At 55.6% G+C, this 25,356-nt stretch carries 23 protein-coding genes and 1 pseudogene; 11 read left to right on the top strand and 13 right to left on the bottom strand.

Annotation, left to right across the window (positions count from 1 at the left end):
- The first annotated feature begins 31 nt into the window (after positions 1–31).
- Positions 32–643, top strand: coding sequence for a YecA family protein (locus tag NY406_RS04475; protein ID WP_260633534.1), 612 nt, complete (start codon positions 32–34; stop codon positions 641–643).
- 24 nt (positions 644–667) lie between these two features.
- Here the strand turns inward: NY406_RS04475 and NY406_RS04470 are convergent, their stop codons facing one another.
- The gene (locus tag NY406_RS04470) at positions 668–970 is read right to left on the bottom strand and encodes a hypothetical protein (RefSeq protein WP_260633533.1); all 303 of its coding nucleotides are present in this window, start codon (positions 968–970) and stop codon (positions 668–670) included.
- A gap of 413 nt (positions 971–1,383) precedes the next feature.
- On the opposite strand from NY406_RS04470, the gene NY406_RS04465 reads away from it, so the two are divergent.
- Entirely contained in the window at positions 1,384–1,680 is a 297-nt protein-coding gene (locus NY406_RS04465) for a hypothetical protein (RefSeq protein ID WP_260633532.1), read from the top strand.
- Between the two features lie 5 nt (positions 1,681–1,685).
- Here the strand turns inward: NY406_RS04465 and NY406_RS04460 are convergent, their stop codons facing one another.
- The gene (locus NY406_RS04460; protein WP_260633531.1) at positions 1,686–2,366 is read right to left on the bottom strand and encodes a DUF2461 domain-containing protein; all 681 of its coding nucleotides are present in this window, start codon (positions 2,364–2,366) and stop codon (positions 1,686–1,688) included.
- A gap of 72 nt (positions 2,367–2,438) precedes the next feature.
- Positions 2,439–3,473, bottom strand: a complete 1,035-nt coding sequence (locus NY406_RS04455; RefSeq protein ID WP_260633530.1) for an NAD(P)-dependent oxidoreductase — start codon at positions 3,471–3,473, stop codon at positions 2,439–2,441.
- A gap of 245 nt (positions 3,474–3,718) precedes the next feature.
- On the opposite strand from NY406_RS04455, the pseudogene NY406_RS04450 reads away from it, so the two are divergent.
- Positions 3,719–4,428: pseudogene (locus NY406_RS04450) on the top strand (GNAT family N-acetyltransferase).
- A gap of 109 nt (positions 4,429–4,537) precedes the next feature.
- Positions 4,538–5,245, top strand: coding sequence for an SRPBCC family protein (locus tag NY406_RS04440; RefSeq protein WP_260633528.1), 708 nt, complete (start codon positions 4,538–4,540; stop codon positions 5,243–5,245).
- A 39-nt stretch (positions 5,246–5,284) separates the two neighbouring features.
- Here the strand turns inward: NY406_RS04440 and purT are convergent, their stop codons facing one another.
- From purT to NY406_RS04425, 3 genes are read right to left on the bottom strand one after another with little or no spacing between them, the layout of a single operon-like run.
- A complete protein-coding gene (purT, locus tag NY406_RS04435; RefSeq protein ID WP_260633527.1) occupies positions 5,285–6,463 on the bottom strand; it encodes a formate-dependent phosphoribosylglycinamide formyltransferase in 1,179 nt (392 codons plus the stop codon).
- Positions 6,464–6,471: 8 nt separating this feature from the next.
- Positions 6,472–7,275 carry an adenylate cyclase gene (locus tag NY406_RS04430; RefSeq protein WP_260633526.1) on the bottom strand — a complete coding sequence of 268 codons (804 nt, stop codon included), beginning with the start codon at positions 7,273–7,275 and terminating at the stop codon, positions 6,472–6,474.
- Positions 7,272–8,732, bottom strand: a complete 1,461-nt coding sequence (locus tag NY406_RS04425; RefSeq protein WP_260633525.1) for an aminoacyl-histidine dipeptidase — start codon at positions 8,730–8,732, stop codon at positions 7,272–7,274. Before NY406_RS04425 ends, NY406_RS04430 begins: the two co-directional genes overlap by 4 nt.
- A gap of 96 nt (positions 8,733–8,828) precedes the next feature.
- Between NY406_RS04425 and NY406_RS04420 the strand changes: the two genes are divergently transcribed.
- From NY406_RS04420 to argH, 3 genes are all read left to right on the top strand, one after another.
- Entirely contained in the window at positions 8,829–9,077 is a 249-nt protein-coding gene (locus NY406_RS04420; protein WP_260633524.1) for a transposase, read from the top strand.
- A gap of 64 nt (positions 9,078–9,141) precedes the next feature.
- Positions 9,142–9,981 carry an IS3 family transposase gene (locus tag NY406_RS04415; protein WP_260533150.1) on the top strand — a complete coding sequence of 280 codons (840 nt, stop codon included), beginning with the start codon at positions 9,142–9,144 and terminating at the stop codon, positions 9,979–9,981.
- A 527-nt stretch (positions 9,982–10,508) separates the two neighbouring features.
- Entirely contained in the window at positions 10,509–11,900 is a 1,392-nt protein-coding gene (gene argH / locus NY406_RS04410; protein ID WP_260633523.1) for an argininosuccinate lyase, read from the top strand.
- Between the two features lie 198 nt (positions 11,901–12,098).
- Here argH and NY406_RS04405 read toward each other — a convergent pair whose 3' ends face one another.
- Positions 12,099–14,126 carry a carboxy terminal-processing peptidase gene (locus NY406_RS04405; protein WP_260633743.1) on the bottom strand — a complete coding sequence of 676 codons (2,028 nt, stop codon included), beginning with the start codon at positions 14,124–14,126 and terminating at the stop codon, positions 12,099–12,101.
- A 266-nt stretch (positions 14,127–14,392) separates the two neighbouring features.
- On the opposite strand from NY406_RS04405, the gene NY406_RS04400 reads away from it, so the two are divergent.
- Positions 14,393–15,364 (top strand): class II fructose-bisphosphate aldolase, encoded by a 972-nt coding sequence (locus NY406_RS04400; RefSeq protein WP_260633522.1) that lies wholly within the window; start codon positions 14,393–14,395, stop codon positions 15,362–15,364.
- Between the two features lie 139 nt (positions 15,365–15,503).
- On the opposite strand, the gene NY406_RS04395 is transcribed toward NY406_RS04400, so the two are convergent.
- From NY406_RS04395 to NY406_RS04375, 5 genes are read right to left on the bottom strand one after another with little or no spacing between them, the layout of a single operon-like run.
- Positions 15,504–16,724 (bottom strand): M20 family metallopeptidase, encoded by a 1,221-nt coding sequence (locus NY406_RS04395; protein ID WP_260633521.1) that lies wholly within the window; start codon positions 16,722–16,724, stop codon positions 15,504–15,506.
- 39 nt (positions 16,725–16,763) lie between these two features.
- The gene (locus NY406_RS04390) at positions 16,764–17,447 is read right to left on the bottom strand and encodes a CBS domain-containing protein (protein WP_260633520.1); all 684 of its coding nucleotides are present in this window, start codon (positions 17,445–17,447) and stop codon (positions 16,764–16,766) included.
- Positions 17,448–17,882, bottom strand: coding sequence for a ribose 5-phosphate isomerase B (gene rpiB, locus NY406_RS04385; RefSeq protein ID WP_260633519.1), 435 nt, complete (start codon positions 17,880–17,882; stop codon positions 17,448–17,450).
- Complete coding sequence (gene ppk1 / locus NY406_RS04380; RefSeq protein ID WP_260633518.1) at positions 17,879–20,023, bottom strand: polyphosphate kinase 1; 2,145 nt, start codon at positions 20,021–20,023, stop codon at positions 17,879–17,881. Before ppk1 ends, rpiB begins: the two co-directional genes overlap by 4 nt.
- Positions 20,020–20,619, bottom strand: coding sequence for a 5-formyltetrahydrofolate cyclo-ligase (locus tag NY406_RS04375; protein ID WP_260633517.1), 600 nt, complete (start codon positions 20,617–20,619; stop codon positions 20,020–20,022). The genes ppk1 and NY406_RS04375 overlap by 4 nt, the downstream gene beginning before the upstream one ends.
- A gap of 325 nt (positions 20,620–20,944) precedes the next feature.
- On the opposite strand from NY406_RS04375, the gene NY406_RS04370 reads away from it, so the two are divergent.
- Entirely contained in the window at positions 20,945–21,178 is a 234-nt protein-coding gene (locus NY406_RS04370; protein WP_260633516.1) for a chlorosome envelope protein F, read from the top strand.
- A gap of 125 nt (positions 21,179–21,303) precedes the next feature.
- Here NY406_RS04370 and NY406_RS04365 read toward each other — a convergent pair whose 3' ends face one another.
- The gene (locus NY406_RS04365) at positions 21,304–22,875 is read right to left on the bottom strand and encodes a pentapeptide repeat-containing protein (RefSeq protein WP_260633515.1); all 1,572 of its coding nucleotides are present in this window, start codon (positions 22,873–22,875) and stop codon (positions 21,304–21,306) included.
- A gap of 336 nt (positions 22,876–23,211) precedes the next feature.
- Between NY406_RS04365 and NY406_RS04360 the strand changes: the two genes are divergently transcribed.
- A complete protein-coding gene (locus tag NY406_RS04360; RefSeq protein ID WP_260633514.1) occupies positions 23,212–23,925 on the top strand; it encodes a fumarylacetoacetate hydrolase family protein in 714 nt (237 codons plus the stop codon).
- Positions 23,926–23,942: 17 nt separating this feature from the next.
- Positions 23,943–25,262 carry a dihydroorotase gene (locus NY406_RS04355; protein WP_260633513.1) on the top strand — a complete coding sequence of 440 codons (1,320 nt, stop codon included), beginning with the start codon at positions 23,943–23,945 and terminating at the stop codon, positions 25,260–25,262.
- Positions 25,263–25,356: the final 94 nt, after the last annotated feature.

Below are 25,356 nucleotides of genomic sequence, written 5' to 3'. Positions count from 1 at the left end.
GGGATACCTTCACAACCATTTATAAAACATTATGCTTCAATCTGAACGAGCTCATCAACCGCTCTCCGAAGAGGAGCTGAACATGCTCGAAGCGTTCCTGGCCTCCGCGGATTCTCCAGAGGAGTGCATGAACTCACTCGAAATGATCGACGGCTACCTTACCGCCATTGTCATCGGGCCGGAGGTTGTCCCTGAACACCGGTGGATCAAGTACATGCTCGATCCCGAAAATCTGCGGGAAAATCTCTTCAACTCGCCGGAAGACGAAGCGCGGATCACCGATTTGCTGAATCGCCACGTTAACGCTATCGACGCCCAGTTTGAAAGCGACCCGGAAGGATTCCTGCCGATCTATGAAATGTTCAGCTACTCCGAAGAGGAGGAGCGCCAGATCGCCATCGAGGAGTGGGCGCTCGGCTTTATTCTCGGCATGGAGCTGAGCCACGAAGCCTGGCAGCCGCTGTTCTCCGATGAATCAACGGCCATGCTTGCCGGGCCGCTTTTCGTGCTTGGCAAGGTTACGGAAGATTACGACACCATGTCTCAAGAGGAGAAGGATCAGATGGTTGACATGCTTGACGAATCGATCATTGGCATCTACGCTTTCTGGCAGCAGCAGACTGAAGGAGAAAAAGGAGAGTGAACGGAACTGATCAGCCGGATAAGGTCAGATGCCATATTTCAAATAACAAAGCCGGACTTGTAACAGCCCGGCTTTGTGCATGTCTTCGACAAGGTTACCTTGGCGGCATCGACCTGCTATCGTCACGTCTGTCCCAGCGATCGTCTCTTTGGTCGTCACGTCTGTCGTCTCGCCTGTCGAAATGGCGGTCATGGCGCCGGTTGTATTCATCATCCCTGAAGCGGCGAATCTGTTCAATCCGGTAACGCCTGATCCTTGGTGGCAACTGGCGCACATGGACATATTTCCAAGGCCCGTTGTAACGATGCGAACGGTACCACTGTCCATGATCATACAGGTAATAGGAATTACCGTAAAGAACGATATCGTAAGGCGCTCCGTATGAGATCGAGAATCCTGGCGTGGGGAGCTGTATGAATGTCGGGGGCCTGTCTATGACGAAAGCCCTTCCGGGGCCACCACCGATACTAACGTTCACGTCAGCAAGAGCATCGACCGAGGGGCTTGCCATCAACATGCCGGCAACTCCTGCCAGCATCAACATTTTGCTTTTCATCACTCTCTCCTTTTTGTTCATTACTTTTCACAAACATCGGGCTGTAACAATGAAGCCCATGACAACTGGTGAAGCCTTATTCTGTGTGCCAGCTTCTGTATATTCTGACGACAGTTAGACGCAGTTTCATGCGCGGAAAAATTCAGTTCAAAAAAATTGCCACAAAAGCCAGTCATGCTTTTTTATGAATAACGAGAAACGCAACGCACTCGAAGCGCACTATCAGCCAATCGTCGAAGAGATCGTCGAACACTGGGCCAGCGGCAAACCGCCGAATCCTTCGCCTGCCGCAACCTCAAATAAGCCAAGCGGTTACTTCCGCCTGACAAACTGGCTCCTCGATTATCTGGTTTTGAATGGTGAATTTCCGAAAGGGGTGCACATGATGCCGGAGGGACGTGACCGGCTTGGTCAGCTCGAACCGTCATTTCCGGTCGATTTCGATCTGCTGACGGAAGGCTGGAAGCTGACGAAGCCTTGATGGCGTTACGGGGTGTCTGACTCTATTGCTTTGTTGAGGAACGCAACCATCGGCATGACCGCACGGCAGCAGTTGCCAAGCTGTTCCACAAACCGTTCATCCAGCACTTCCCCGTCTTCGAAAAAGCGTTGGGTGTAATACCTTTTGTAGCGCAGCCACTCGATGGCGGGGCTGGTTTCATCATATCCTTTCGGAGCACGTTTGAGCGCGCCCGATGGCAACACGCCATCCGGAAAAGCAGCGAGCAGTTCGGGGGCGGTCACAATAGCGTCCCACTCGTCAAAGCCGGTTTCAATGGCCTCGCGGGTCCGGGCAAGCACCGGCGCTTCGGGCATGTAAAGCCCTCCTCCAGCAAACGAGTTGCCGGGTTCGAGATGGAGGTAGTAGCCCGCCAGTGGGCCCTTCCTCCCACCCTTGCTGACGTAAGCGAACAAGCCGGTTTTGTATGGCGTCTTGTCCTTTGAGAATCGCACATCACGGTATATCCGCATGATGCAGGATTTCGGATCGGGCATCACCTCGGCGATATCGGAGTCAAAACTCGCAAGTGACTGAATAAACTGCGCGACCGTGTCGAAGAAGTCGGCGGAAGCCTGCTCGTAGCGCGGACGGTTCGCCTCGAACCACTCACGATTGTTGTTGGCTTTGAGTTCCGCGAGGAAATCAAGCGTCGGTTGCGTAATCATGCGAAGAGGTTGACTTTGCTGACGAGGTGGACGGCGTGGACAGGAATGGAAAAAGCGTGCCGGCCCGCCGCCTCAGAACATCGAATGCGCGCCGAGTTCCTGGCCTGCGAGACCCTCTTTGAGTACGCGCTGGTAGAAGTCACGCAGGGTTTCGGTGCCGTACGAGGGGGTGGCGTCGGCGTCGTAGCGCTTCGCGACGGGATCCCACACCAGCATCGACTCGGAGCAGTAGTACTTGCCGATGCGCGCGAACTCAGCCTTTTCGGCAAATGACGGCAGAAACTTCGAGATCAGCGTCAGCACCGGAATAATCACGTCGAAAATCTGGATCGGCATCTTCTTGAGCTTAGGTTCTCGGCCAAGCAGCTCGAAGAGCATGAGTGCCTGATCGAGATTGGTCACCGGCTCCCCCGGCCCGCCGATGGGCAGAATCTTGTTCTGCTTCTCCGGATCTTCGAGGCAGTCGGCGATGAAACGGGCCAGATCGCCCTCGCTGATCGGCTTGCACGCAGTGAGCTTGCCGTCACCAAACATCACATAAGGCTTGCCGTTTTTCACCTTCTCGATCTGCCCGGCAATCGACTTGAAAAACGCCGTCGGCCTAACGATAGAGTAGGTCACGCCGGACTCGCGCAGCTCCTTCTCGAACTTCAGCTTGGCCCGCTGGAACTCCAGCATCGGCTTCTGCACGCAGATGGCCGAGAGCAGCACGAACTGGCTGATACCTGCCGCAATGCCCACGTCGAGCGAATTGCGGGTCGCCTGGTAATCGATATTCCAGGAATCCTTTATGCCACCATTACGCGAGGTCAGGCACGACACGACCGCATCGAAATGCTCGCCCCGGATGCCGTTGTGCAAGAGCGATTCCATGTTCGACACATCGCCAAAGCGCACCTCGGAACCCTTAAGTTGCCGACGGGTCTCATCCTCGGTGGTCGAAGCGTTCACGCCGGAGCGCGGGCGGGCAAAGCTGACCACCTCGTAGCCTCTCGCAACCAGCTCCCGCACGACGAATTTGCCGATGTACCCGGTCGCTCCAACCACGAACACGCGTTTGTTCCGGGTATCTGTACAAAATTCAGCCGGTGCAGACGAAGTTAACATAGCCAATAGGTGATGGTTGTTGAATTTCGGAAATCGCTATCCAGAACGAGTATAAGGCTAAAATCATGATTTTGAAACCTCGCTGAAGGCCTTCATTCTGTAACTCTGTTGTTTTGTGATTATTGTATTGTGTTTTGTAAAGTACTTTATAACAAATAAGCAAGACTTGACTGAGGTGTTGCAATTGATCCGTCACCTTGACTAAGTCTTTACTTTAACGCAATTCGTCATAATCCAGGCAAACAATGTCACACATACCGGGATACACAATCAGAACCATGACGCGCCTGGAGATCGACCTGGCTGCCGATTGGGCTGCCGCCGAAAGCTGGAATCCCGGCCTCGAAGATGCCGAGTGCTTTTACCATGCCGACCCGAAGGGCTTTCTTGTCGGGTCGATGAACGATGAGCCGGTATCGTGCATTTCCGTTGTCCGTTACGGAAAATCGTTCGGATTTCTCGGTTTTTATATTGTGAAGCCGGAATACTGCGGACTGGGGCTGGGGCTTAAGATATGGAAGGCCGGACTGCAACGCCTTGACGGCCGACTGGTGGGACTCGATGGTGTGGTGGCGCAGCAGGAGAACTACCGGAACATCCGGTACATGGGCGTCTCAATACAGAGCCGCGAAGTAGGCCGCGCTTTCACCATTCGTCAGAACGGCAAGCTGGTCGGCTATGGCCTCATCCGCCCCTGCCGCAACGGGTTCAAGATTGGCCCGCTTTTCGCAAACCGACCTGAACTGGCCGAAGCGCTTTTTAGCGCCTCGACGGCTCGCTTCCTGAAGGCTCCCCGATTTTCCTCGACATACCGGAGGTAAATCCGGCGGCACTCGAACTGGTTCAACGGCACAGGATGAACGCGGTTTTCGAGACTGCCCGCATGTACAAGGGGCCTGCACCGCGTCTTCCCGTCGAACGTATTTTCGGTGTCACGACGTTCGAACTCGGATAAGGCCCTGTCCCCACTACCCCATTCTGATGTATTGGAAATACATTAACAATTATTAAATTCGATAATACTATTAGCCCTTTCCCCTCGCCTTATCACAAACGGATAGACCGTGCACCACAGGATCACGACACTGCGTTGCCTCTTCATGGCCATTGCCGCCATATATGGTTCTCTCGTTCTCTTTCCGGCAAAGGCTTCGTGCCGGAACGACGAAAAGCTTGATGTTCCCGCCCGGGCGCTACAGTCCGATAATGATCATCGAGGTATTACGGTACAGACATCGGATCTTGATGACGGAGTTACCGGAGTGGTCGGTAAAGTCTATATCGAAGCCTCACCCAAGCGCGTCTGGTCGGCCATAACCGATTACAACAATCACAAATCTTTTGTCCCCAAACTGATAGACAGCGGCCTGATTTCAGATAACGGGCGCAAGCAGGTTATGTTTGAACGGGGAAAAACCGGCATTCTGCTCTTCAAAAAAACAGTCTATATCAAACTGCGCCTTCAGGGGGAGTATCCAAAACGACTTGATTTCCATCAGATAGATGGCGATTTCAAGGTGTACGAAGGCGACTGGCTCATCGAGCATGCTCCCGACGGCAAGGGGACCATCCTGACCTTCAGGGCAAAGATCAAACCTGACTTCTTCGCGCCAGCAATGTTTGTGCGCAAGGTTCAGCAGAATGATCTGCCGATGGTGCTCGCCGCTATGAAAAAGCGCGCCGAGTCGGCTGAAGGCACGCTGCAAGTAGCGCGCACCTCCAGCCCGAAGCACCCCACGCAGCCATCTGGTGATTCCACCATCGCAGACTGACATACCTCAAAACGACTCGATCAAGCATGGTGAAATTTTTCACACCGCTTCGTCACACTTGACTGTCACTTTCGCAGCATTGGCAATCGCCTGTCGTTTCAGCTCATCGACATCGTTTCCCTTTTCACCCGACATAAACGCCACGCCCATGCGCCGGTACGGTCGCGTTACCGGCTTGCCAAAAATCCGGATGTCGCTGCCCGGCTCCGCCAGAGCGGCCTCCACTCCATCGAACGATGGATTCGCGCCCGCCCGGTCGGCGAGAATCACCGCGCTCGCTCCGGCACGTTGCAGCTCGATGCCGGGAATCGGCAAGCCGAGCACCGCGCGGGCGTGCAGCTCGAACTCCGAGAGGTTCTGCGTTCCGGCCAGCGTCACCATGCCGGTATCGTGCGGACGCGGCGAAAGTTCCGAGAAATAGACGCCGTCATCGGCAAGGAAAAACTCCACGCCCCAGATGCCCGCGCCGGTCAAGGCCTCCGTCACCTTGCCCGCGATATTCTGCGCCTCGAGCAACTGCTCCGGGCTGATGTGGCACGGCTGCCAGCTCTCCTGATAGTCGCCACGCTCCTGTCGGTGGCCGATGGGCGGGCAGAAGAGCGTCGGACCGCTTTTTTGCGTCACGGTGAGCAGCGTGATTTCGGTATGAAACGCCACGAACGCTTCGACGATCACCTCGGCAATGTCGCCCCGCTTGCCGCTCTGGGAATAGCTCCACGCCTTTTCGATCTCCGCCTCGCTACGGACTGTGCTCTGGCCTTTGCCGGAGGAACTCATCAGCGGCTTCACCACACAGGGCAGGTCTACTTCGGCAACAGCCACCCGCAGCTCGTCGAGCGATGCAGCATAGCGGTAATCCGCCGTGCGCAGGCCGAGATCGCGGGCGGCGAGGTCACGAATCGCCTTGCGGTTCATCGTAAAATTGGCCGCCCGCGCGGAGGGAACGACCTGAATCCCCTGTTTCTCGTAATCATAAAATCGCTCTGTGCGGATCGCTTCGATCTCCGGCACGATGATGTCTGGCCGGTGCCTGGCGACGATGGCGTCGAGCGCCCGACCGTCGAGCATGTCGATCACCTCGCGTCCGTCGGCCACCTGCTGCGCGGGCGCATCGTCGTAGCTGTCCACGGCGATCACCCGTTGCCCCAGCCGCTTGGCGGCGATCACGAACTCTTTACCCAACTCCCCACTGCCCAGCAGCATGATTTTTTTCGGCATAACTTGCTCTACTTGTTGTATTTGTAAAATCCTTTCGCCTTGATCTGAGCGAACCACTCTCGAGCTTTTTCCTTTGCCGTGATCTTCGGCGGCCAGTGCACGAAGTTACCCACGTCCCGCAGGTTGATCCGGCCATGCGATGCAAAATCGACGCTCCGCGGCTCGCCGAGTTTCCAGGTCGAAGGTTGACGCACGCGGCCCCGCTCCGGATGGTCAAACTCCAGCGGCGGAAACAGCTCCTCGAACGAGCGCCCCCGCCACTCCTCTTCAGGAAAGGTGATGCACGAAGCCATCGCGTCATCCTGCGGCCTCATCTTGGCACAGGCAGCGGCGAGCAGCACCGGACGCCCGAACACCGAGCCGGTGAATTCCTTCGGCGTACCGGCAAATCCGGCGGCGACGCGCCCGCTGGCGATACCCATCTCCGGGCTGAATAACAGCTCGTCGTGCTCCCCCATCCATCGCGCGGCGCGAATGGCATCGAAAAACGGCTCCTCAGATCCGAACTTTTTCGAGAAAAGCAAGACAATCGAGCTGTCGAGAAACCGCTCGACCACGCAAAAGCGCTCCGCCGCGAGCGAGTCGCGCATCCAGACGAGGAACATGTTGAGGTAGATCAGAATCTCCGTCGGCAAGAGATCGAGCGTGAGTCGCGCAAAATCGCGCATTCCGACGTAGAGCACCGTCGCGTCGAGCTCGATGCACTTGAGCGGAAAACACCCGGCGGCCTCGTCGTCAACCTCCACATCAACCGTCAGCGGTTGCGACAACAGAAAATCCGAAATGGTGTTGTAACTGTAGGGCGTCTTCACGGCGCCGGCACCTCCTCCAGCGTCGAGGCAAGGAACTCCCAAAATTTCTGGACAGATGCCCATTCGACCTTTTCGTCCGGCGAATGCGGATGGCGGATGGTCGGGCCGAACGAAATCATGTCGAGTTGCGGATAGGCTGCGCCGATGATGCCACATTCCAGACCGGCGTGCACCGCGCGGATCTCCGGCGTTTTGCCAAAGCGGTTGCGATACACTTCCGTCATGCACTTGAGAATCGGCGATTCGGGATTAGGCTTCCAGCCGGGATAGCCCTGCTCGAACACGATCTCCGTTCCAGCTCGTTCGGCGACACGCGCGACGGAATCGACAAGCTCCTGCATCCCCTCCTCCGAGGCGCTCCGAAGCAGACACTCGACGCTCACGGTGTAACCATCGGAGTGCACGCGGGCAAGATTGTTTGAGGTCTCGACCAGGCCCGCCATCGCTTCGCTCATGCGATACACGCCGTTCGGGCTGGCCGCCACCGCCTCAAAAAGGCGTTGCGCCACGGCATCGTCGATCACCGATGCGGGCAGTGCGGCATCCGCCGCCTCGACGCGAAGCTCCGGATCAGTCTCCGCCAGCTCGATGCCGATGGCCGAAGCAAGCGCCTGAAGCTCGTCGAGAAACGCCGCTTTTTGCGCGAACGGCACGACAACCAGTGCCGCCGATTCACGCGGAATGGCGTTGCGCAGGCTTCCGCCGTCGATAGATTCAAGCAGCAGCCCGTGGCGCTCCCGGCCCATTTGCAAAAACCGGTTCATGATCTTGTTAGCGTTGCCCCGGCCAAGATTGATATCCATGCCGCTGTGCCCGCCGCGCAAACCGGAGACCCGGATTTCAACGCCGGAGTACCCGGACGGCACTGGCGTCTCGCTGTAGCTGAAACGCATCGTTGCTTCCCGTCCGCCCGCGCAGCCGATGAAGAGTTCCCCCTCATCCTCAGAGTCAAGGTTCAACAGAATGTTGCCCCTGAGGAGGCCCGGTTTCAGACCCAGCGCCCCGCTCATCCCCGCCTCTTCGTTCACCGTAAAGAGCGCTTCGAGCGGCCCGTGGCGCAAGTCGCCCGATTCGAGCACAGCCAGCGCCGCCGCCACGCCGATGCCGTTATCCGCACCGAGCGTGGTACCCCGAGCATGCACCCACTCGCCATCGATCACGGCGGCAATCGGATCCTTCGTAAAATCGTGCGCCGTACCGGCGTTCTTCTGCGGCACCATATCGAGGTGCGCTTGCAGAATGACGCCCTGCCGCGCTTCCATGCCCACCGTCGCCGGTTTGCGGACGATGACGTTGCCTGCCTCATCGACGAGCCGTTCCAACCCGAACCGCCTTGCAAAATCGGCGACGTACGACCGAACCGCCTCCTCACGGCCCGATGGGCGCGGAATTTGCGTCAGGCGGTAAAAATGGTTCCAGAGTATTTTTGGCTCAAGCGAGAGAAAAATGTTGCTCATAAAGGCATGCTCGATTCAGTTTCTTCTGAATATTGAGATACTCCCCAAAAATAGGACGGCTGGTTAAATTGGATCAACAAAAACCCAGCAGTCACTATGAAACAAACACGCCGCAAGTTTACGCCTGAATTCAAAACAAAGGTCGTCCTGGAAGCCCTCAGTGAACGGCTTCCCATGGCAGAACTCGCCCAGAAGCATGAGCTTCATCCGAACCAGATCACTCAATGGAAACGGGAGTTCCTCGACAAGGCCTCCGATGTCTTTTCGAAAGGTGAAAGGCTAGGAAAACCGAGCAGGATTATCAGCAGGAGAGCGAAGAACTCTACAAAACCATCGGCCAATTGAAGGTTGAGGTCGACTGGCTCAAAAAAAAATTGCAGTCGTAAAATCGCTCTCGGAACGACGCTCCATGGTTGAGAAAGAACATAGCGGTATCAGCATGCAACGCCAGTGCGACCTGCTTTCGATCCACCGATCAGGCCTGTATTATCAGCCGATAAAGACCTCGAAGCTGAATCGTGAGCTCATGCGGCTGATTGATGAGCAGTACCTGCTGAGGCCATACTACGGCGTTTACCGTATGTGGCAATGGCTGAGTATGGACAAAGGCTACAAGATCAACCTCAAACGGGTACGGCGGCTCTATCGCCTTATGGGTCTGGAAGCCATCGGCCCCAAGCCGAACACCTCGAAACCGGCGCCGGGCCATAAGGTCTATCCGTATCTGCTCCGGGGACTTGCGATCAAGCACAGCGACCATGTTTGGGCAACTGATATCACCTATGTGCCGATGGCCCATGGATTCATGTACCTGATGGCCATCATCGACCTGAAAAGCCGCTATGTGCTGAACTGGTCGGTGTCGAATACCATGGATGCCAAATGGTGTGCCGAGGTCTTGCTTGAAGCCGTGCGGTTGCACGGGGCACCCAAGATTCTCAACACCGATCAGGGCAGCCAGTTCACCAGCGAGGTCTTTGCCGAAGCCGTCATCACAGAGTCCAAGTCTGCACTCTCCATGGATGGCAAAGGCCGAGCAATTGACAACGTCTTCATCGAACGGTTATGGCGGAGCGTCAAGTATGAGTACATTTACCTGAACCCACCAGCCGATGGTCTCGAACTCTACAAAGGCCTGAAGCATTGGTTCAACGACTACAACACGGTTCGTCGCCACAAAGCGCTTGATGGTCAGGTTCCGGCAAAAGTCTATTCTGCCAATAAACGACTGATTCCGAAAGCCGCATGAACAAACTTATTTTCTCTCGATAGCTGTCCTATAACTGGGGAGTACCTCATATCAACTCATGAGTGATGACCGAGCGCCGTTTTTCCGGCATCCGGTATTGACGTTTTTTTGTTTTATCAGAGAGCGCTTTCAGAACTGAGTGCTCCGCATTACAAGCTCTTTGTCTCACTTAAGCTATGTACCATTGCCAGAGCCCGGATTGACCAGCCCCGCTACCTCTCTCGCCAACAAAAATCGCAGTTTAAAGTGTATGATACATTCACAAACCTTATCGTGCTCAAAACATATTACAAAAACAAGCGCATTGACAGAACTACTTATTCCGTAACCTCTCTGCTTAAGGTCACTTGCCCTGTCTGTCCAGTCAGAAGTCCTGTGTATCACCCCGTCAGGTATAGGCGGTTCGCCAATCTTCTCTTAAACGCCACAACTGTCCATTATCAATTATCAATTGTCTTCCGTATTTTCCCCCACCGAGCCATTATTATGGGGCGCGCTGCCCTGCAATCTCTTAGCAATACTTCATCATGTCCGATCAGTCCAACCAGAAAAAACTCTTGTGGCAAAGCCGTTTTTCGGAACCGTTTGACCGGGAGGCGCTGAAGTTCTCCTCGTCGGTGCATGTGGACGGGCTGCTCTATCGCGAGGATATACAAGGCTCTATCGCCCATGCCACCATGCTTGGCGAGCAGGGCATCATCTCGCCGGAGGAGGCTGGGCTGATCGTCGAAGGGCTGAGAGCGGTCGAAAAGGAGATCGAGTCGGGTGCGCTCTTGCCGGTCTGGGAGGATGAGGACATCCATACCGTGATCGAGAACCGGCTGAAGGAGCTGATCGGCCCGGCGGCGGGCAAGCTGCATTCGGGGCGCAGCCGCAACGACCAGGTTGCGACCGATACGCGGCTCTACCTGCGCCGGAACATCGACCGTATCGGCCAGTTGCTCAAGGCGATGCAGGCCACGCTGCTCGACAAAGCGGAGCAATACAAGCACACCATCATGTTTGGCTACACCCACCTGCAACGCGCCCAGCCGATCTCCGCCGGGCACTACTACATGGCGTGGCACTCGATGTTCGGGCGCGACGCCGAGCGCCTCGCCGACCTGCGCAAGCGGGCGAACGTCTCACCGCTCGGCGCGGCGGCTTTCGCGGGCAGCACCCTGCCGCTGAACCCTGCGCGCTCGGCCGAGCTGCTGGAGTTCGACGGGGCTTTCACCAACAGCATCGACGCGGTGAGCGACCGCGACCTGGTGATCGAGTTCGTCTCGGCCTGCTCGATGATCATGATGCACCTGTCGCGCTTTTCGGAGGATGTGATTTTGTGGAGCTCGGCGGAGTTCAACTATCTCTCGATCAGCGACGCCTTCGCAACCGGCTCGTCAATCATGCCGCAGAAAAAGAACGCCGACATCGCCGAGCTGGTGCGCGGCAAGACGGGCCGCGTCTATGGCAACCTGATGAACCTGCTCACGATCATGAAGGGCTTGCCGCTCTCCTACAACCGCGACATGCAGGAGGACAAACCGCCGCTCTTCGACACCGCCGAAACCACGGCGTCGAGCCTGTCGGTCTTCCGCAGGATGATTGAAAAGACCTGGCTGAACGAGGAGCGCCTTGCCCGCCTCACCGCCGAGGATCTGAGCCTCGCCACCGAAATCGCCGAGTACCTCGTCAAGAAGCAGATTCCCTTCCGCGACGCCCACCGCATCACCGGCAAGATCGTTGCCTACGCCATCGCGGAGGGCAAAACCCTGCCGACGATCAGTCTCGAAGAGTACCGCACCTTCTCCGAAGCCTTTGACGAAGGGATCTACGACGACCTCAAACCCAACGCCAGCGTGAACTCCAAAAAAACCGCTGGAAGCTGTTCGTTCAAGTCAGTCGAAGAGCAGATCGCGAAAGCGAAGGCGGCGCGTTGACGAACAATCTCTTGTAGGGGCAGCCCTCGCGGCTGCCCTTGCGAGGTTCCCTGTTTTCCAAAACAGGGCGAGCATAAAGCCCGCCCCGGCCTGCTTCCAATCTTGTCCACCTCGTCCAAGCCGTCCAGAACGTCCACTTTCCCCAATAAAAAAAGGCGCCCTGTTCGAGCGCCTTTTTTTATTGCTTGGTGCAGCCGGTTACCTCACCGGAACCGCTTGCCTTGCCGCAGGCCTCGCAACCGGAGCGGCGACGGGAACTGCCGGGCGCGACTTGAGCGCCACGAGATCATCCAGAATTCCGGCAGCCTCCTGCAAAATGAAATCCGTTTTCTTCTTTTTCCCGGTATCGACGCTCGAGTCTCCCCAGCGATCCTGAATCTCTTTCAGCGTCTTGTTCTCTACCTCAAAGCCTTTTTCCTGGAGCGACACGCTATTCTTCTGCCTGATACGGTTCAGAGTTGCCAGATCGGCCAGATAGGACTGGTAGAGCTTGTCTTTGGCGGACTGTTCGGCGAACGTCTTCTTCAACAAAACAATATCCTCTTTGGTGACGGCTCCTGATGGTGTATAGGCAGCCCTTGAGATGGTTGTCCAAGGGAGGCTGCTGGTATAGGTGTCTTCGCCCACCACCTCCGGGTCGATCAGGGATGGAAGAACGATATCCGGCAACACGCCGATATGCTGGGTACTGCCGCCAGAGATGCGGTAGAACTTGGCGATGGTCAGCTTGAGCTGGCCGAGGTCAGCCTGTTTCATGAACATGCTGAATGGTCTCTGGATGGTGACGATGCTCTGCACGGTACCCTTGCCGAAGGTTCTGTCTCCAACGATGAGTCCTCGCCCGTAATCCTGGATCGCCGCTGCGAAAATCTCCGAGGCCGATGCGCTGTAGCGATTGACCAGCACCACCAGCGGACCTCGGTAAAGCATCGGGTAATTTTCGTCATTCAACACCATCTTGCCGCCAAGAGCGTTGCTGACCTGCACGACCGGCCCCTTGCCGGTGAACAGGCCGGTGACATTGACCGCCTCTTCGAGCGATCCGCCGCCGTTTTCCCTCAGATCAACGATGATGCCCTCAACCTGCTCACGCTTGAGATCATTGAGAATCTTGATCACATCTTTGGTGGTGCTGGTATAGTTCTGGGCATTCTCCCGCTCTCCCTTGAAATCGAGGTAGAACGACGGCAGAACGATGACGCCGATTTTGTGCCCGTTTTGGTAGATGATCTTTTTCTGCGCAGCCTGCTCCTGCAAGTCAACCTTGGCTCTTACCAGTCGGATGATGCTTGCTGGCCCCTTGCCCGCCTGGCTGGCAGGAAGAATCTTGAGCCTGACAACGGTGCCTTTTGGGCCTCTGATCTTTTTGACGACATCGTTGATACGCCATCCGATCACATCGATGATCTCTCCCTTGTCGCCCTGACCGACGCCAACGATCTTGTCGCCTTTTTTGAGAAGGCCACTTTTGAACGCCGGACCGCCCGGAATGATTTCGTTCACTACAGTGTATTCGTTTTCCATCTGAAGCTTGGCACCGATACCTTCAAGCGAACGGCTCATGTCGATCTGGAAGTTCTCGTATTCATCCGGCGAGAAGTAGTTAGTATGAGGATCGAATGAAGTAGTGACGGCATACATGTAGGCCATGAAAGCGTCTTCCGGCTTCTGCTGATTGAAGAGCTTGAGGCGGTTGTCAAGGCTTTTCATGACTTCGGCCTTGATATTTTTCCCCTTTTCACCCGAAAACTTCGTGCTCAGGTACAGGTATTTCAGCTCCTTGCGCCACAGGTCGTGCAGTTCGGCTTGATTGGCCGGCCAAGGAGCGGTCTTGCTTCGCTGGAGTTCAAGCGTCTCTGGGGCAGTGAAATCAAACTTCGCTGTTTCAAGCGTGCTTTTCATGTACGCCATCTTCTCTCTGGCCCTTTTCAGGAACTGGTTGTAGATGGCGAAACCTCCAGCAGGATTACCGGAAACGAAATTATCATCGAGATGAATACCTATCTCCTGCCTGATCTTTTCAACCTCTGGCGCGGTAAAGTAACTGCGGTTGCTGTCGAGATTGTCAAGATAACGCTTGAAAATCTGCTGAGCGAGAGAGTCGTTGACCGGCACCTTGCGATAATGGTTCTGAAGCAGGTACTGGGCGATGTAACGAGCAGCCTCCTCCTGGTTCGAGGTGGGCTTCAGAAGCACTGGCTGAGCCGCTTTCCCGACAGCAGCCATCGAGTGATTCCAGGAGATGGTTAGAATCAGCAGGAAAAACAGAACAGGGTAACGTGCATTATGTATCTTTTTCATAAAATGACTGTAAAGCTTTGGTGAATTCATTCAAAGCCGGACTGGCCGTAGTTTAACCAATTCCTGCTCAGTTGTATTATATTACAAAAATACAGTATCTGCATAACAGGTTTCTGTGCAATCAGGAAATTCTTCCAAAAATTCTCACATCTATACTTGAAAACCATAAAATCTCAAATGGAGAGCGCTCTATGAAGAAAATCACCGGTTATAAAGAGCTGGGCCTCGTCAACAGCCGTGATCTTTTCGCAAAGGCTGTAAGCGGCGGATACGCCATTCCCGCCTACAACTTCAACAATCTCGAACAGTTACAGGCGATTGTCATGGCTTGCGTCGAGACCGCTTCGCCGGTAATCCTTCAGGTTTCCAAAGGCGCTCGTAGCTACGCTAACCAGACGCTGTTGCGCCATCTGGCTGCCGGCGCAGTTGAATACGCCGCCGAACTCGGCTGCAAAATTCCGATCGTACTGCACCTCGACCACGGCGACAGCTTCGAGCTTTGTAAAGACTGCATCGAAACCGGCTTCTCGTCAGTCATGATCGATGGTTCACACCTCAGTTATGACGACAATGTGGCGCTAACCCGTCGGGTGGTCGAATACGCGCACCAATATGACGTAACCGTCGAGGGCGAACTTGGCGTGCTGGCCGGCATCGAGGACGATGTGCACGCCGCGACGCACACCTACACCGAGCCGGATCAGGTCGAGGATTTCGTCGGCAAGACCGGCGTGGACAGCCTGGCCATCGCCATCGGCACTTCGCACGGCGCGTTCAAGTTCAAGCCGGGTGAAGATCACAAAATCAGACTCGACATCCTCGCCGAGATCGAGAAGCGCATTCCCGGCTTCCCCATCGTGCTGCACGGCGCTTCATCGGTTCCGCAGGATCTGGTACAGATGATCAACGCCCACGGTGGCAAGCTCAAGGATGCGGTCGGCATCGGCGAAGACCAGCTTCGCGAAGCTGCACGCTCGGCGGTCTGCAAGATCAACATCGACTCCGACGGCCGCCTCGCCATGACCGCCGCCGTCCGCAAGGTGCTCGACGAAAAGCCGGAAGAGTTCGATCCGCGCAAATACCTCGGCCCGGCCCGCGACGCACTCAAGCAGCTCTACATGCACAAGATTGTCAACGTGCTCGGTTCCAACGGCAAAGCGTAAAACGAACGCTTCACCTGCAAATCAAAAGAGAGGCTGTTCGGGATTTCCCGTGACAGCCTCTCTTTTTTTTCTCCATTTCCCACAGATGGCAAAGGGCTGCCACAAGAACCGACACCACAACGCAGATAAAAAACAGCAGTTACCCCGCCAGATACCGAAGCGCCAGGTAGCTCATCATGCCGACGCCGGTTTCAAGCGCATGCTCATCCGGATCGAAGGTTGGTGAATGAAGCAGGTTGCCCGGCGCGGAATCGGAAAGCCCCGTGCCAAGCTGCCAAAAGCTTCCGGGGCACTCTTGCAGATAATAAGCGAAATCCTCGGCGGTCATGACCGGCTCCGATTGGCGCACGTTGCCATCGCCAAGATACTCCTTGCCAGCCTCCCATGCCAGGTCGGTCATGGATGGATCGTTGTAAAGCACCGGATAGCCGTTTCTGATCTCCACTTCGGCCTCAACGTCGAATGCATCGGCAACCTGCCGCACCGTTTTTTCAAACTTCTTGTGCAAAAGCGCCCGAAGCTCTTCGTTCATGGTTCTCATGGTGCCCATCATGGTCACTTTGCCGGGTATGATGTTGGTGGCGTGACCGCCGCTGATCGAGGTAATGGAGAGCACCGCAGATTCGTGCGGCGGAGCGACGCGGCTGACCAGATGCTGGAGCGCCGTGATGACGTGCGCCGACGCAAGGATCGGATCACGAGTCTTGTGCGGCGCGGAGGCGTGACCGCCCTGGCCGTGAATCGTAACGTAGAGTTCGTCAGCGGCGGCCATGAAACCGCCCTTGCACATGGCGACGGTACCACTTCGGACGTTCGGGAAACAGTGCTGCGCAAAGATCGCTGATGGCTTGTACTTCTTGAGCAGTCCGGCATCGATCAGTGGTTTGGCTCCGCCAGGTGCTTTCTCTTCGGCTGGCTGGAAAATCAGCAGCACATCGCCTTTCAGCGAAGCCTTCATACCGTTGAGCACCGTAGCCGCGCCGAGTAGCATTGCCGTGTGCATGTCGTGACCGCAAGCGTGCATGCAGCGCTCGACCGTCGAGCAGAAATCGTGCCGGATCTCCTCCTGAAGCGGAAGGGCGTCGATGTCGGCCCGCAGCGCCACCGTTCGCCGTTCGCCGGTTGACGGAGCACCCTCGCCACGAAGCAGCGCAACCACGCCCGTCTCCATGAGTGGTGGCTCGGCCTCGATGCCGAGTCCGGCGAGATACTCCTTGATGCATGCGGTTGTCTTGAACTCCTGGTAGGAGAGTTCGGGATGTTTGTGCAGGTGACGCCGCAGTGCCGCTACGTCAGGATAGATTTTGTGTGCAGCCTCCCGAACCCTGGCTGCGATGGTACTGAACTCTTCACTTTGCATAAAGCCGTGTCTGTCATTATGTCGCCTGGTCGTCGCGCCTTACATGTCCATGTAGTGGATAAATTCAAGCGCCTTTTCCCTAAGCTCATCGTAACCGGCGTCCGGAAACGATGAATGATATCGGATGATGTATCCGTAATTCTCCATGTTCCTGACCAGACGGAAGAAGTCATGGGTGGCGACCCTGAAAAAAATAATGCTGCCCTCGCCTGACGCACCTGTAGGCCACGAAGTGAAGCTGAGGATCGAAGCGTCGTTTTTTTCGATGGTGTTAATGATCTCCGACAGCTTCGCACCGGTCGGCGGCACCTCGATCTCCATGGTCGAGCCACCCTCACCGGAGTGTATGCGCTCGGCGAGGAAGCCGAGAATTCGCTTGCTGGAAACCACCCCCTCGTACCGGCCATCGTCGTCGGCAAGAGGCACAACGCCGCACTTTGCCGACGCCACGGAGATGAGATTGTCGAAAAGCTGATCGTCTGGCTGGTAAGACTTGGCAGCGTCAAGCATCTTCGCACTGAGCTTCTCCTTCGCTGGAGGCCACCCCTTTCTGCCTTCGAGCAAGCGGGAAAGGTGAACCATGCCAAGGTAGCGTTCGCCGTCGAGCACCGGAGCGCAGGCGCATCCCGAGGCCGCGAGCCGCCTTGCCGCGTCAGCTGTCGAACCGCCGAGGATGAAAACCGGATAGTCCGTCTCGGCCAGATGTGAGAAGGTCACCGACATTCAGCAGCAAAATTCGATTTTATCGATGCGGCGCTGATGGCGTCCTCCCTCGAATTCTGACGCGAACCAGCTTTCGAGAATCTTCGCGACGCTCGCTTCGTCGTTGAAGCGCGCGCCGAATGCGAGCACATTGGCGTTGTTGTGCTGACGCGCCAGTGCCGCATACTCCGGATTACACACGTTGGCCGCACGGATACCCTTCACCTTGTTGGCTGCAATGGAGATGCCGATGCCGGTGCCGCACATCAGAATTCCCTGATCGAAATCCCCGCAGGCGACCGCTTCGGCAACCTTGTGGCCGTAATCGGGATAATCGACTGATTCGGCGGAATAAGGTCCCATATCTTCGAAATCATAGCCATGCTTCTCAAGCCATGAGAGCACGAACCTCTTCAGCTCAACCCCCGCATGATCGCTTCCAACTGCAATTTTCATAATCCTTTAACCTTTGTTTTGATGTTTTTCTTCCTCCGAAGAGAACGCCGCATGAACAGCCTCTGGCTGTCGACTGCCGGCCGCCCGCCCCGTTTTCTGATATAGGTTCCGTCCGGCTGCATCTGCCACGATTTGCGGTTATCGCCCAAGGTCAGCTCAAGATCGGATTTGATCGATTCAACCAGGCGCGGTTCAATAACGGGAAAAAGCGTCTCGACCCGCTTGTCGAGGTTGCGCGGCATGATGTCCGCGCTGCCCAAGAAAATCCGGGCCTGGTCTCCGTTATTAAAATAATAGACCCGGCTGTGTTCAAGAAATCTTCCGATCACGCTGATGACCCGGATGTTTTCGCTGATGCCGGGAATACCAGGCTTGAGGCAGCAGATACCCCGGATGACCAGATCGATCTTCACGCCGGTCATCGAGGCGCGGTAAAGCGCCCGGATGATCTCCTCGTCGACCAGTGCATTCATCTTCATGACGATCCTTCCGTTGCCGGTGTGCTTTTGGTGTTCGACTTCGTGGCGGATCATCTCCATGATCCATCGCCGGGTATTGAGCGGTGAAACGATAAGGGAACGGTATTCACGATGCTTCGAGTAGCCGGTCAGCGAGTTGAACAGCTCGGTGACGTCATCGGCAAGCACCGGGTCGGTCGTCAGATAGCTGTAATCGGTATAGATTCTCGCGGTCACGGTGTTATAGTTGCCGGTGCCGAGATGGAGGTAGTGGCGAAGCCCCTCCTGCTCCCGCCGCACGATCATTGTCAGCTTGGCGTGAGTTTTCAGACCGGGCAGGCCGTAGACCACATGCGCTCCGGCATCTTCAAGCGCCCGTGCCCAGAGAATGTTGTTTTCCTCGTCAAACCGCGCCTTCAGCTCGACCAGCACCGCCACCTGCTTGCGCTGCTCGGCGGCAAACATCAGCGCCTTGACCACCGGCGAGTTGCTGCCAACCCGGTAGAGCGTCTGCTTGATCGAAAGCACATCGGGATCGCGCGCCGCCTGCCAGATAAGATCAACCACCGGCTTGAACGAGTCGTATGGGTGATGCAGCAGCATATCGCCGGAGCGCATTTCAGCAAATATGTCAGCAGTCCGCTTGTCATCGAGCGGATTGTTCGGCACGAAAAGTTCGTCTTTCAGATCGGGCCGGTCGATTTTAAGCAGCTCTATCAGCGCGCTCATGCCAAGCACGCCGCCGATTTCGTAGACGTTCCGCTCGTAGGTTTCGAGGTTTTTGACCAGGAGGCTCCGGATGGAGTGCGGCATGTCGGGATTGATATCGAGACGTACCACCTTGCCGTAGCGACGGGAGCGCACACCCTGCTCGATGCTTTCAAGCAGATCGCCGGCCTCGTCCTCCTCGATCTCGATATCCGCATCGCGGATGATCCTGAAAGGGTGGCACTGCAGGATGCGCATTCTCGGAAAGAGCTGGTCGAGGTTGTGCTCAACCAGGTCTTCGAGCAACAAAAGGCGTATGCGGTCATCGCCAAAGCCAAGTCCTTCGATCTGGTCGAGCCTGATAATTCTCGACAGGATACCGGGAACCTTGACTCGAGCAAACTTGATCGATCCGCACTCCTCATCTTCGAGCTCGATTGCAAGGTTCAGCGAGAGGTTGGACATGAAGGGAAAAGGGTGGCCCGTATCGAACGCCAGCGGAGTCAGAACCGGAAATATCTCCTTTCTGAAATAGTCACGGAGAACCTGCTGCTGATGCTCCGAAAGCGATGATGGGCTGACAAATTCGATTCCTCTCCTCTTGAGCGCCGGAATGATCTCCTCAAAAAAACAGACGTTACGCTGCCGGATCTGCTCGATGACGCGCTCGCGGATGCGTTCGACCATCTCCATGGGCGTCAGGCCATCGACTGAGCGCTCGGTGATGCCCTCGGCGCACTGGTCGTCGAGACCGGCCACGCGGATCATGAAAAACTCATCGAGGTTGGAGCTGAAGATCGAGATAAACTTGATACGCTCCAGCAATGGATGCGCGGCGGAGTCGAGGGCCTCTTCGAGAACTCGCTGGTTGAAGTCGATCCAGCTCAGCTCACGGTTCACGTAGAGCGACGGATCGCGCAGATCCGGCTCAACCATCGCCGCCGAAGCCAATGTCCCGTTTTCCAACTCTCTCATTTGCTGTTGTGCTCGCAATTGATGATTTCATTTTCTGTGACTACCATGTCGAGCGGCTCGTCCCAGGGATCACTCGGCACTGACGGAACCTCCTGAAAGCTGAATGCCAGGCCGATTTTCACCGGATGGATGCCGTTCATTGACAGTCGGCAGAAAAAGCGGTCATACCAACCCTTTCCAAAACCGATCCGCCCTCCACTCCGGTCAAAACCCGCGAGCGGCACAAAGACCACGTCGAAACGCTCCTCTCCCGATAGCACGAGCGGCTCAGGAGTGGCAGGAGCCGATACCGAAATCCTGAACTTTTGCGCGGAATGGTAAATAGCTGCCTTCATAAACCCTTTTTCAATATAAGGCATATACACCGCTTTCCCTTCGAGTGCAAGCCTTTCGAGTAGCTCAAACGTGCGTACCTCGCGGTTGTGCTCCATCGAGACGTAGCAATGAATCCTCCTCGCCTCACGAAGAAGCGGCAAGGATGCGGCTTGCGTCTGAATCTGTTCGCTCTCGGCAAGCCACTGCGACCTCGGCAGCGCCCTGCGCTTCGTGAGCAGCTTTTTCCGTAATTCGGCTTTGCGCTCCTGTACAGATTCCATGCAGAAACAATCCTCTCACTCTTGCCTGCCATCTCAGCCAGCGACAGGCGGTTTCGTTGCAGTAAACTTGTAAGATAATAAATCTGAACACGATACCGCAGCGCGGCGGCATTTCTCGCACCCGCTCTTTCCGCGCTCGGAATCACCGGCGTCATGACCACTCCGGCACTTCGCTATGCTCTCCCGACCTTTTTCATTTATGTGAAATAAGAAAGGATTGTATTACATTTAGAGAAAATTAGCCTGCGCTTTTGCTCTCGCTGTTTAAAGCGCGGTTCGCTTCAGGTATTTCAAATCTTTTTTCAACACATAAATACTGACCACTATGGCAAACGAATCGGGAAACATCGGCGTATTTGGCGACCTCTTCACAGCTGTGGGCGACCTGGCCCAGCAGTCAACCAACATGGCCGGAAGCGCAGTCAAAACAGCCACCGACACGGTTCAACCGGTAACCAACGCATGTGTGCAGCTCTGCACGACCACCATCAATTCGGCAACGCAGATCGTCGAAGGCGTCACCAAAGCCATTACCACGGCGCTCGCTCCGAAGCAGTAAACTGCTCAGGCAAATTCGCGATGACGGAATCGTGAACCAGACTGATTAAAAATAAAGCCCTTTACGCCACGAGGTTGTAAAGGGCTTTTTGTTGTGTTATCGAAAGCCGGGCGCCGAATAGTTTTTCACAACTGGCAGGAACGTCCCGTATCGGTCGATTTCAGCGTGGCGACGAGCTGTTTCAGCTCCCGGAGATAGAGATCGTTGTCGTGTTCCCAGCCATAAAACGAGGGGATGAAATGTTTCTTCAGCTCCCTTCCAAAATTCCGCCCGCTCTCGTGATCGGTCAAATCCCACTCGTCGAACTTGCTCTCCCTGACCAGGTTCACCGGAAAAAGCCGCCGCTGGTTCTCTCTTGATTCACGCTGCACACCTTTGAAAATCGCATTTTTCAGCCACTCCCCCTTCATGCTGGTTTTGGAAACAATCAGCAGCATCTTTTCACAGCACTGACTGGTGCGGTCGATGTGCTCATCGAGATAGCGATTACTTTTGAGGGTGTCGGGGCAAAGCCAGCACCGGATTCCTTCCTTCTGCAAATCGGCGTACAGACGTGCGACAAATTTCTTGTCTCGCGTGCTGTGGCTGATGATGCATGAGAGGTAATCGAACGTTTTGCCGGAGATAGATCTGACGTGATCGATCATGCCCTCGGGTACGCCACAGCCGCGCATGAAGGCCTCGGAGAGTTGCCCTTGCGAACGGTACAGGGTGCTGATGCTGACCTCCGATGGCCCCCGGTGATTGATGGCGTCAAGCCCCTTGACCGTTCTGAGATCGACATTCATGAAACAGGTGTGAAAGGTCTCCGATCCGCTCAGATTTGTCATATTCAGCTCCGTACCCCTGAAATTTGCCAAACAAAGATTAGCGTTCTCCAGATTGGCGTCGCAGAGATTGGCACCGGTAAAGTCAACGCCACAGAGGCTGGCTCCCGTCAGATTCGCGCCGTTCAGGTTCGCCATGCTGAAATCAGCGCCACTCAGGTTTGCGCCTTTGAGATTGGTCCAGCGAAGTCTGGCGTCTCCAAGATCGGCTTCGCTCAGATCAGCTTCGCCCAAATCGGCTTCGCTCAGATCGGCATGATGAAGATTGACATGATGTAGATTGGCGTGATGAAGATTGGCATCCCTGAGATCAGACTCATGCATATCTGAGTCATGCATATCCGTGTCGTGTAAATCCGCCCCCAAAAGATCAGCCTCATCAAGCTTGGTGTCATGCAGATTGGCCTCTCCAACGTTTGCCATGTTCAATGCCACGCCGGACAAATCAGCCCAGCTCAAGAGCGCCTCGCGCATATCGCACTCGTTGAGGTTGGCGCAGTTGAGCTTGGACTGCGTGAGAATCGCCCTTTTCAGATTGGCATGATTGAGATCGGTCATGCTGAGATTGGCGCCATCCAGAATCGCTTCGCTCATGTCGGCCCTGACAAGATTTGCTCCGCTGATATCGGCGTTCGACAGATCGCTCTGCCGCAAATCCGCGCCAGCAAAGTCCGCGCCGTTCAGCTTCGCATCCCGGAACGAAACCCTGCTGAGGTTGGCTCCGCTGAAATTGGCCGCCTTGAAACTCGCGCCGCTCAGGTTGGCTCCGGAAAGATCGGTCTCGCTGAAATCTTTTTTATTGAACTCGATGATCTCACCGGGATGCTCCTGCCTGTAGCGATTCCACTCCGGAACCGATCTGCGCAACATCTCGAACGCCTGAGTGGTTTTGGAGGTCTGGCTCCCGGGCTCCGATTCCTGGTCAGAAATTGACTCTTTTTTGTTCATGGAAATCAGGAATAAAATTTTTTAACTGTGAAGCTGGAGTCGGTTAGAGACTGCCAGCGAACTCCTGATCGATATTCTGACCTTCATGCCAACCGCAAGATTATTCATATACAGCATGACCAGCATGACCTTTCCGAACATAATCGTAATATATCAACAATATCCAGCCTTGCCCCCGTTCCTGCAAAAAGCGAAAATTCGTGGGCCGTATTTTTTCCCTGTAATGCAAATCACTTCTTCTGTCAACACGTCAATAGGATGAAAACATTTTCATATCTGTCAAAACCAGCCGTTCATCGCTCGATTTACTGTGTCGGCAAAAATTACCCCGATCACGCTCGTGAAATGGCTTCATGGGAGACTGACAAGCCCGAGCCGCTGCATGAAGAGGAGCCAATTATCTTTATGAAACCCGGCACGGCGCTCTCGACTGACGACTGCACCTCGATACCATGGTTCGAAGGGCGGGCGGTAAGCAAGAGCCTTCATTACGAAGGCGAGCTGGTACTGCTGATTGGCGCTGATGCGGATGGTGTATCGCTTGACGACGCTTCGGCGATCATCGCCGGTTACGCCGCCGGGCTCGACATGACGCTGCGCGATGTGCAGCTCGAAGCCAAAAATGCCGGAAATCCCTGGTTGAAAAGCAAAGGTTTCCGCCAGAGCGCACTCGTCTCGGAGTTTATCGCTCCGGAAACGGCAGGGCCGTGGACTGAACTCGCCATTTCGCTCCGGCTGAACGGAAAGCAGAAGCAGTACTCGAAGGTCTCGAAAATGACCTTTTCACCGGCCTATCTGGTGCATTATTTATCGTATATTTACGGGCTGCGAGCCGGAGACCTTGTCTTTACCGGTACTCCGGCGGGCGTCGGAAGCGTGCTGCCGGGCGACCGTCTCGACGTTTCACTTGAAACCGGCGACGACCATTCGCAGGCAAAGATACTGGTATCGCTCCAGGCGACTGTTTCCTGAACTATTCATTCCCGACCATGAGCACTCTGTTTCTGAACGCAAGACTTCTGAATCCCGCTGAAAATCTCGATACCGTCGGTTCGATAAAGATAGGCGACGACGGCCTCATCGATGCGGTCGCGACTGGCGGTGAATCAATCACGGCGCAGGCGGGCGATAACGTCATCGATCTTGCAGGCAAGGTGCTCGCTCCCGGCCTTTTCGATATGCACTGCCACTTCAGGGAACCCGGACAGGAATACAAGGAGACGCTTGAAACCGGTTCCGCCGCGGCTGTGGCCGGAGGCTTCACCGGCGTGGCGCTCATGCCGAATACCAGGCCGGTCATCGACAGCCCGCTCGGCGTAGCCTACATCCGCCATCACAGCGCCGGACTGCCGATCGACCTCGAGGTGATCGGCGCCATGACCGCCGAAAGCCGAGGCGAAGCGCTCGCGCCCTATGGTAAATACGCCTCATACGGCATCAAGGCCGTTTCGGATGACGGTACGGCCATCCAGAGTTCACAGATCATGCGCCTCGCAATCGAATATGCCGCCAACTTCGACCTGCTCCTTATCCAGCACGCCGAAGACAAGCATCTCACCGCAGGAGGCATCATGAACGACGGTGTTGTATCGGCAATGCTCGGGCTGAAAGGCATTCCCGAAGTGGCCGAACCGATCATGATCGCCCGCGACCTGCAACTCATCGCCTGGCTGAAAAAGCACAAACTGAACGGAGCCGTAGCGGAACCGCGCTACCACGTAGCGCACATCAGCACCGCAGAATCGGTCGCTCTGGTGCGCAAGGCAAAAGCCGCAGGCTTGAAGGTCACCTGCGAAGTGACGCCACACCACTTCACCCTGACCGAGCGCGACCTGGCCAATGCCATCGAGAAGGGAAACTTCATCATGAAGCCCCCGCTCGCCTCGGTGGAAAATCGCGACGCCCTCATCGAGGGATTGCGGGACGGCACCATCGATGCCATCGCCACCGACCACGCACCCCATGCCAAGCACGAAAAAGAGTGTCCGCCCGATCAGGCGGCGTTCGGCATCATCGGCCTTGAAACATCACTCGGCCTTACCATCACCGAACTGGTGGACAAAGGAGTCATCACCCTGTCGCAAGCCATCGAGCTGCTCTCAACCAATCCGAGACGCATCATGGGCCTCGAGACCATCCTCTTCCAAGCGGACCACAAAGCCAACCTCACAATCATCGATCCCGACTGCGAGTGGAGAGTCAGCGAATCGGATTTCGGCTCAAAATCGAGAAACACTCCCTTCATGGGACGCAAGCTCAAAGGCAGAGCACTGGGTATCTACCATAACGGCAAGCTTATCATGCGCTGAGCGCGCCAAATGGAAACGAAGTGTTTTATCTTTTTTTTTAAAACTATTTTTCTTACTTTCGGTATCTTTTTAGTTGAATTTGTTGTACAGCATC

It is taken from the genome of Chlorobaculum sp. MV4-Y, from assembly GCF_025244685.1.
Taxonomy (GTDB): Bacteria; Bacteroidota; Chlorobiia; order Chlorobiales; family Chlorobiaceae; genus Chlorobaculum.
This window is presented reverse-complemented; position numbering and strand designations above follow the sequence as displayed.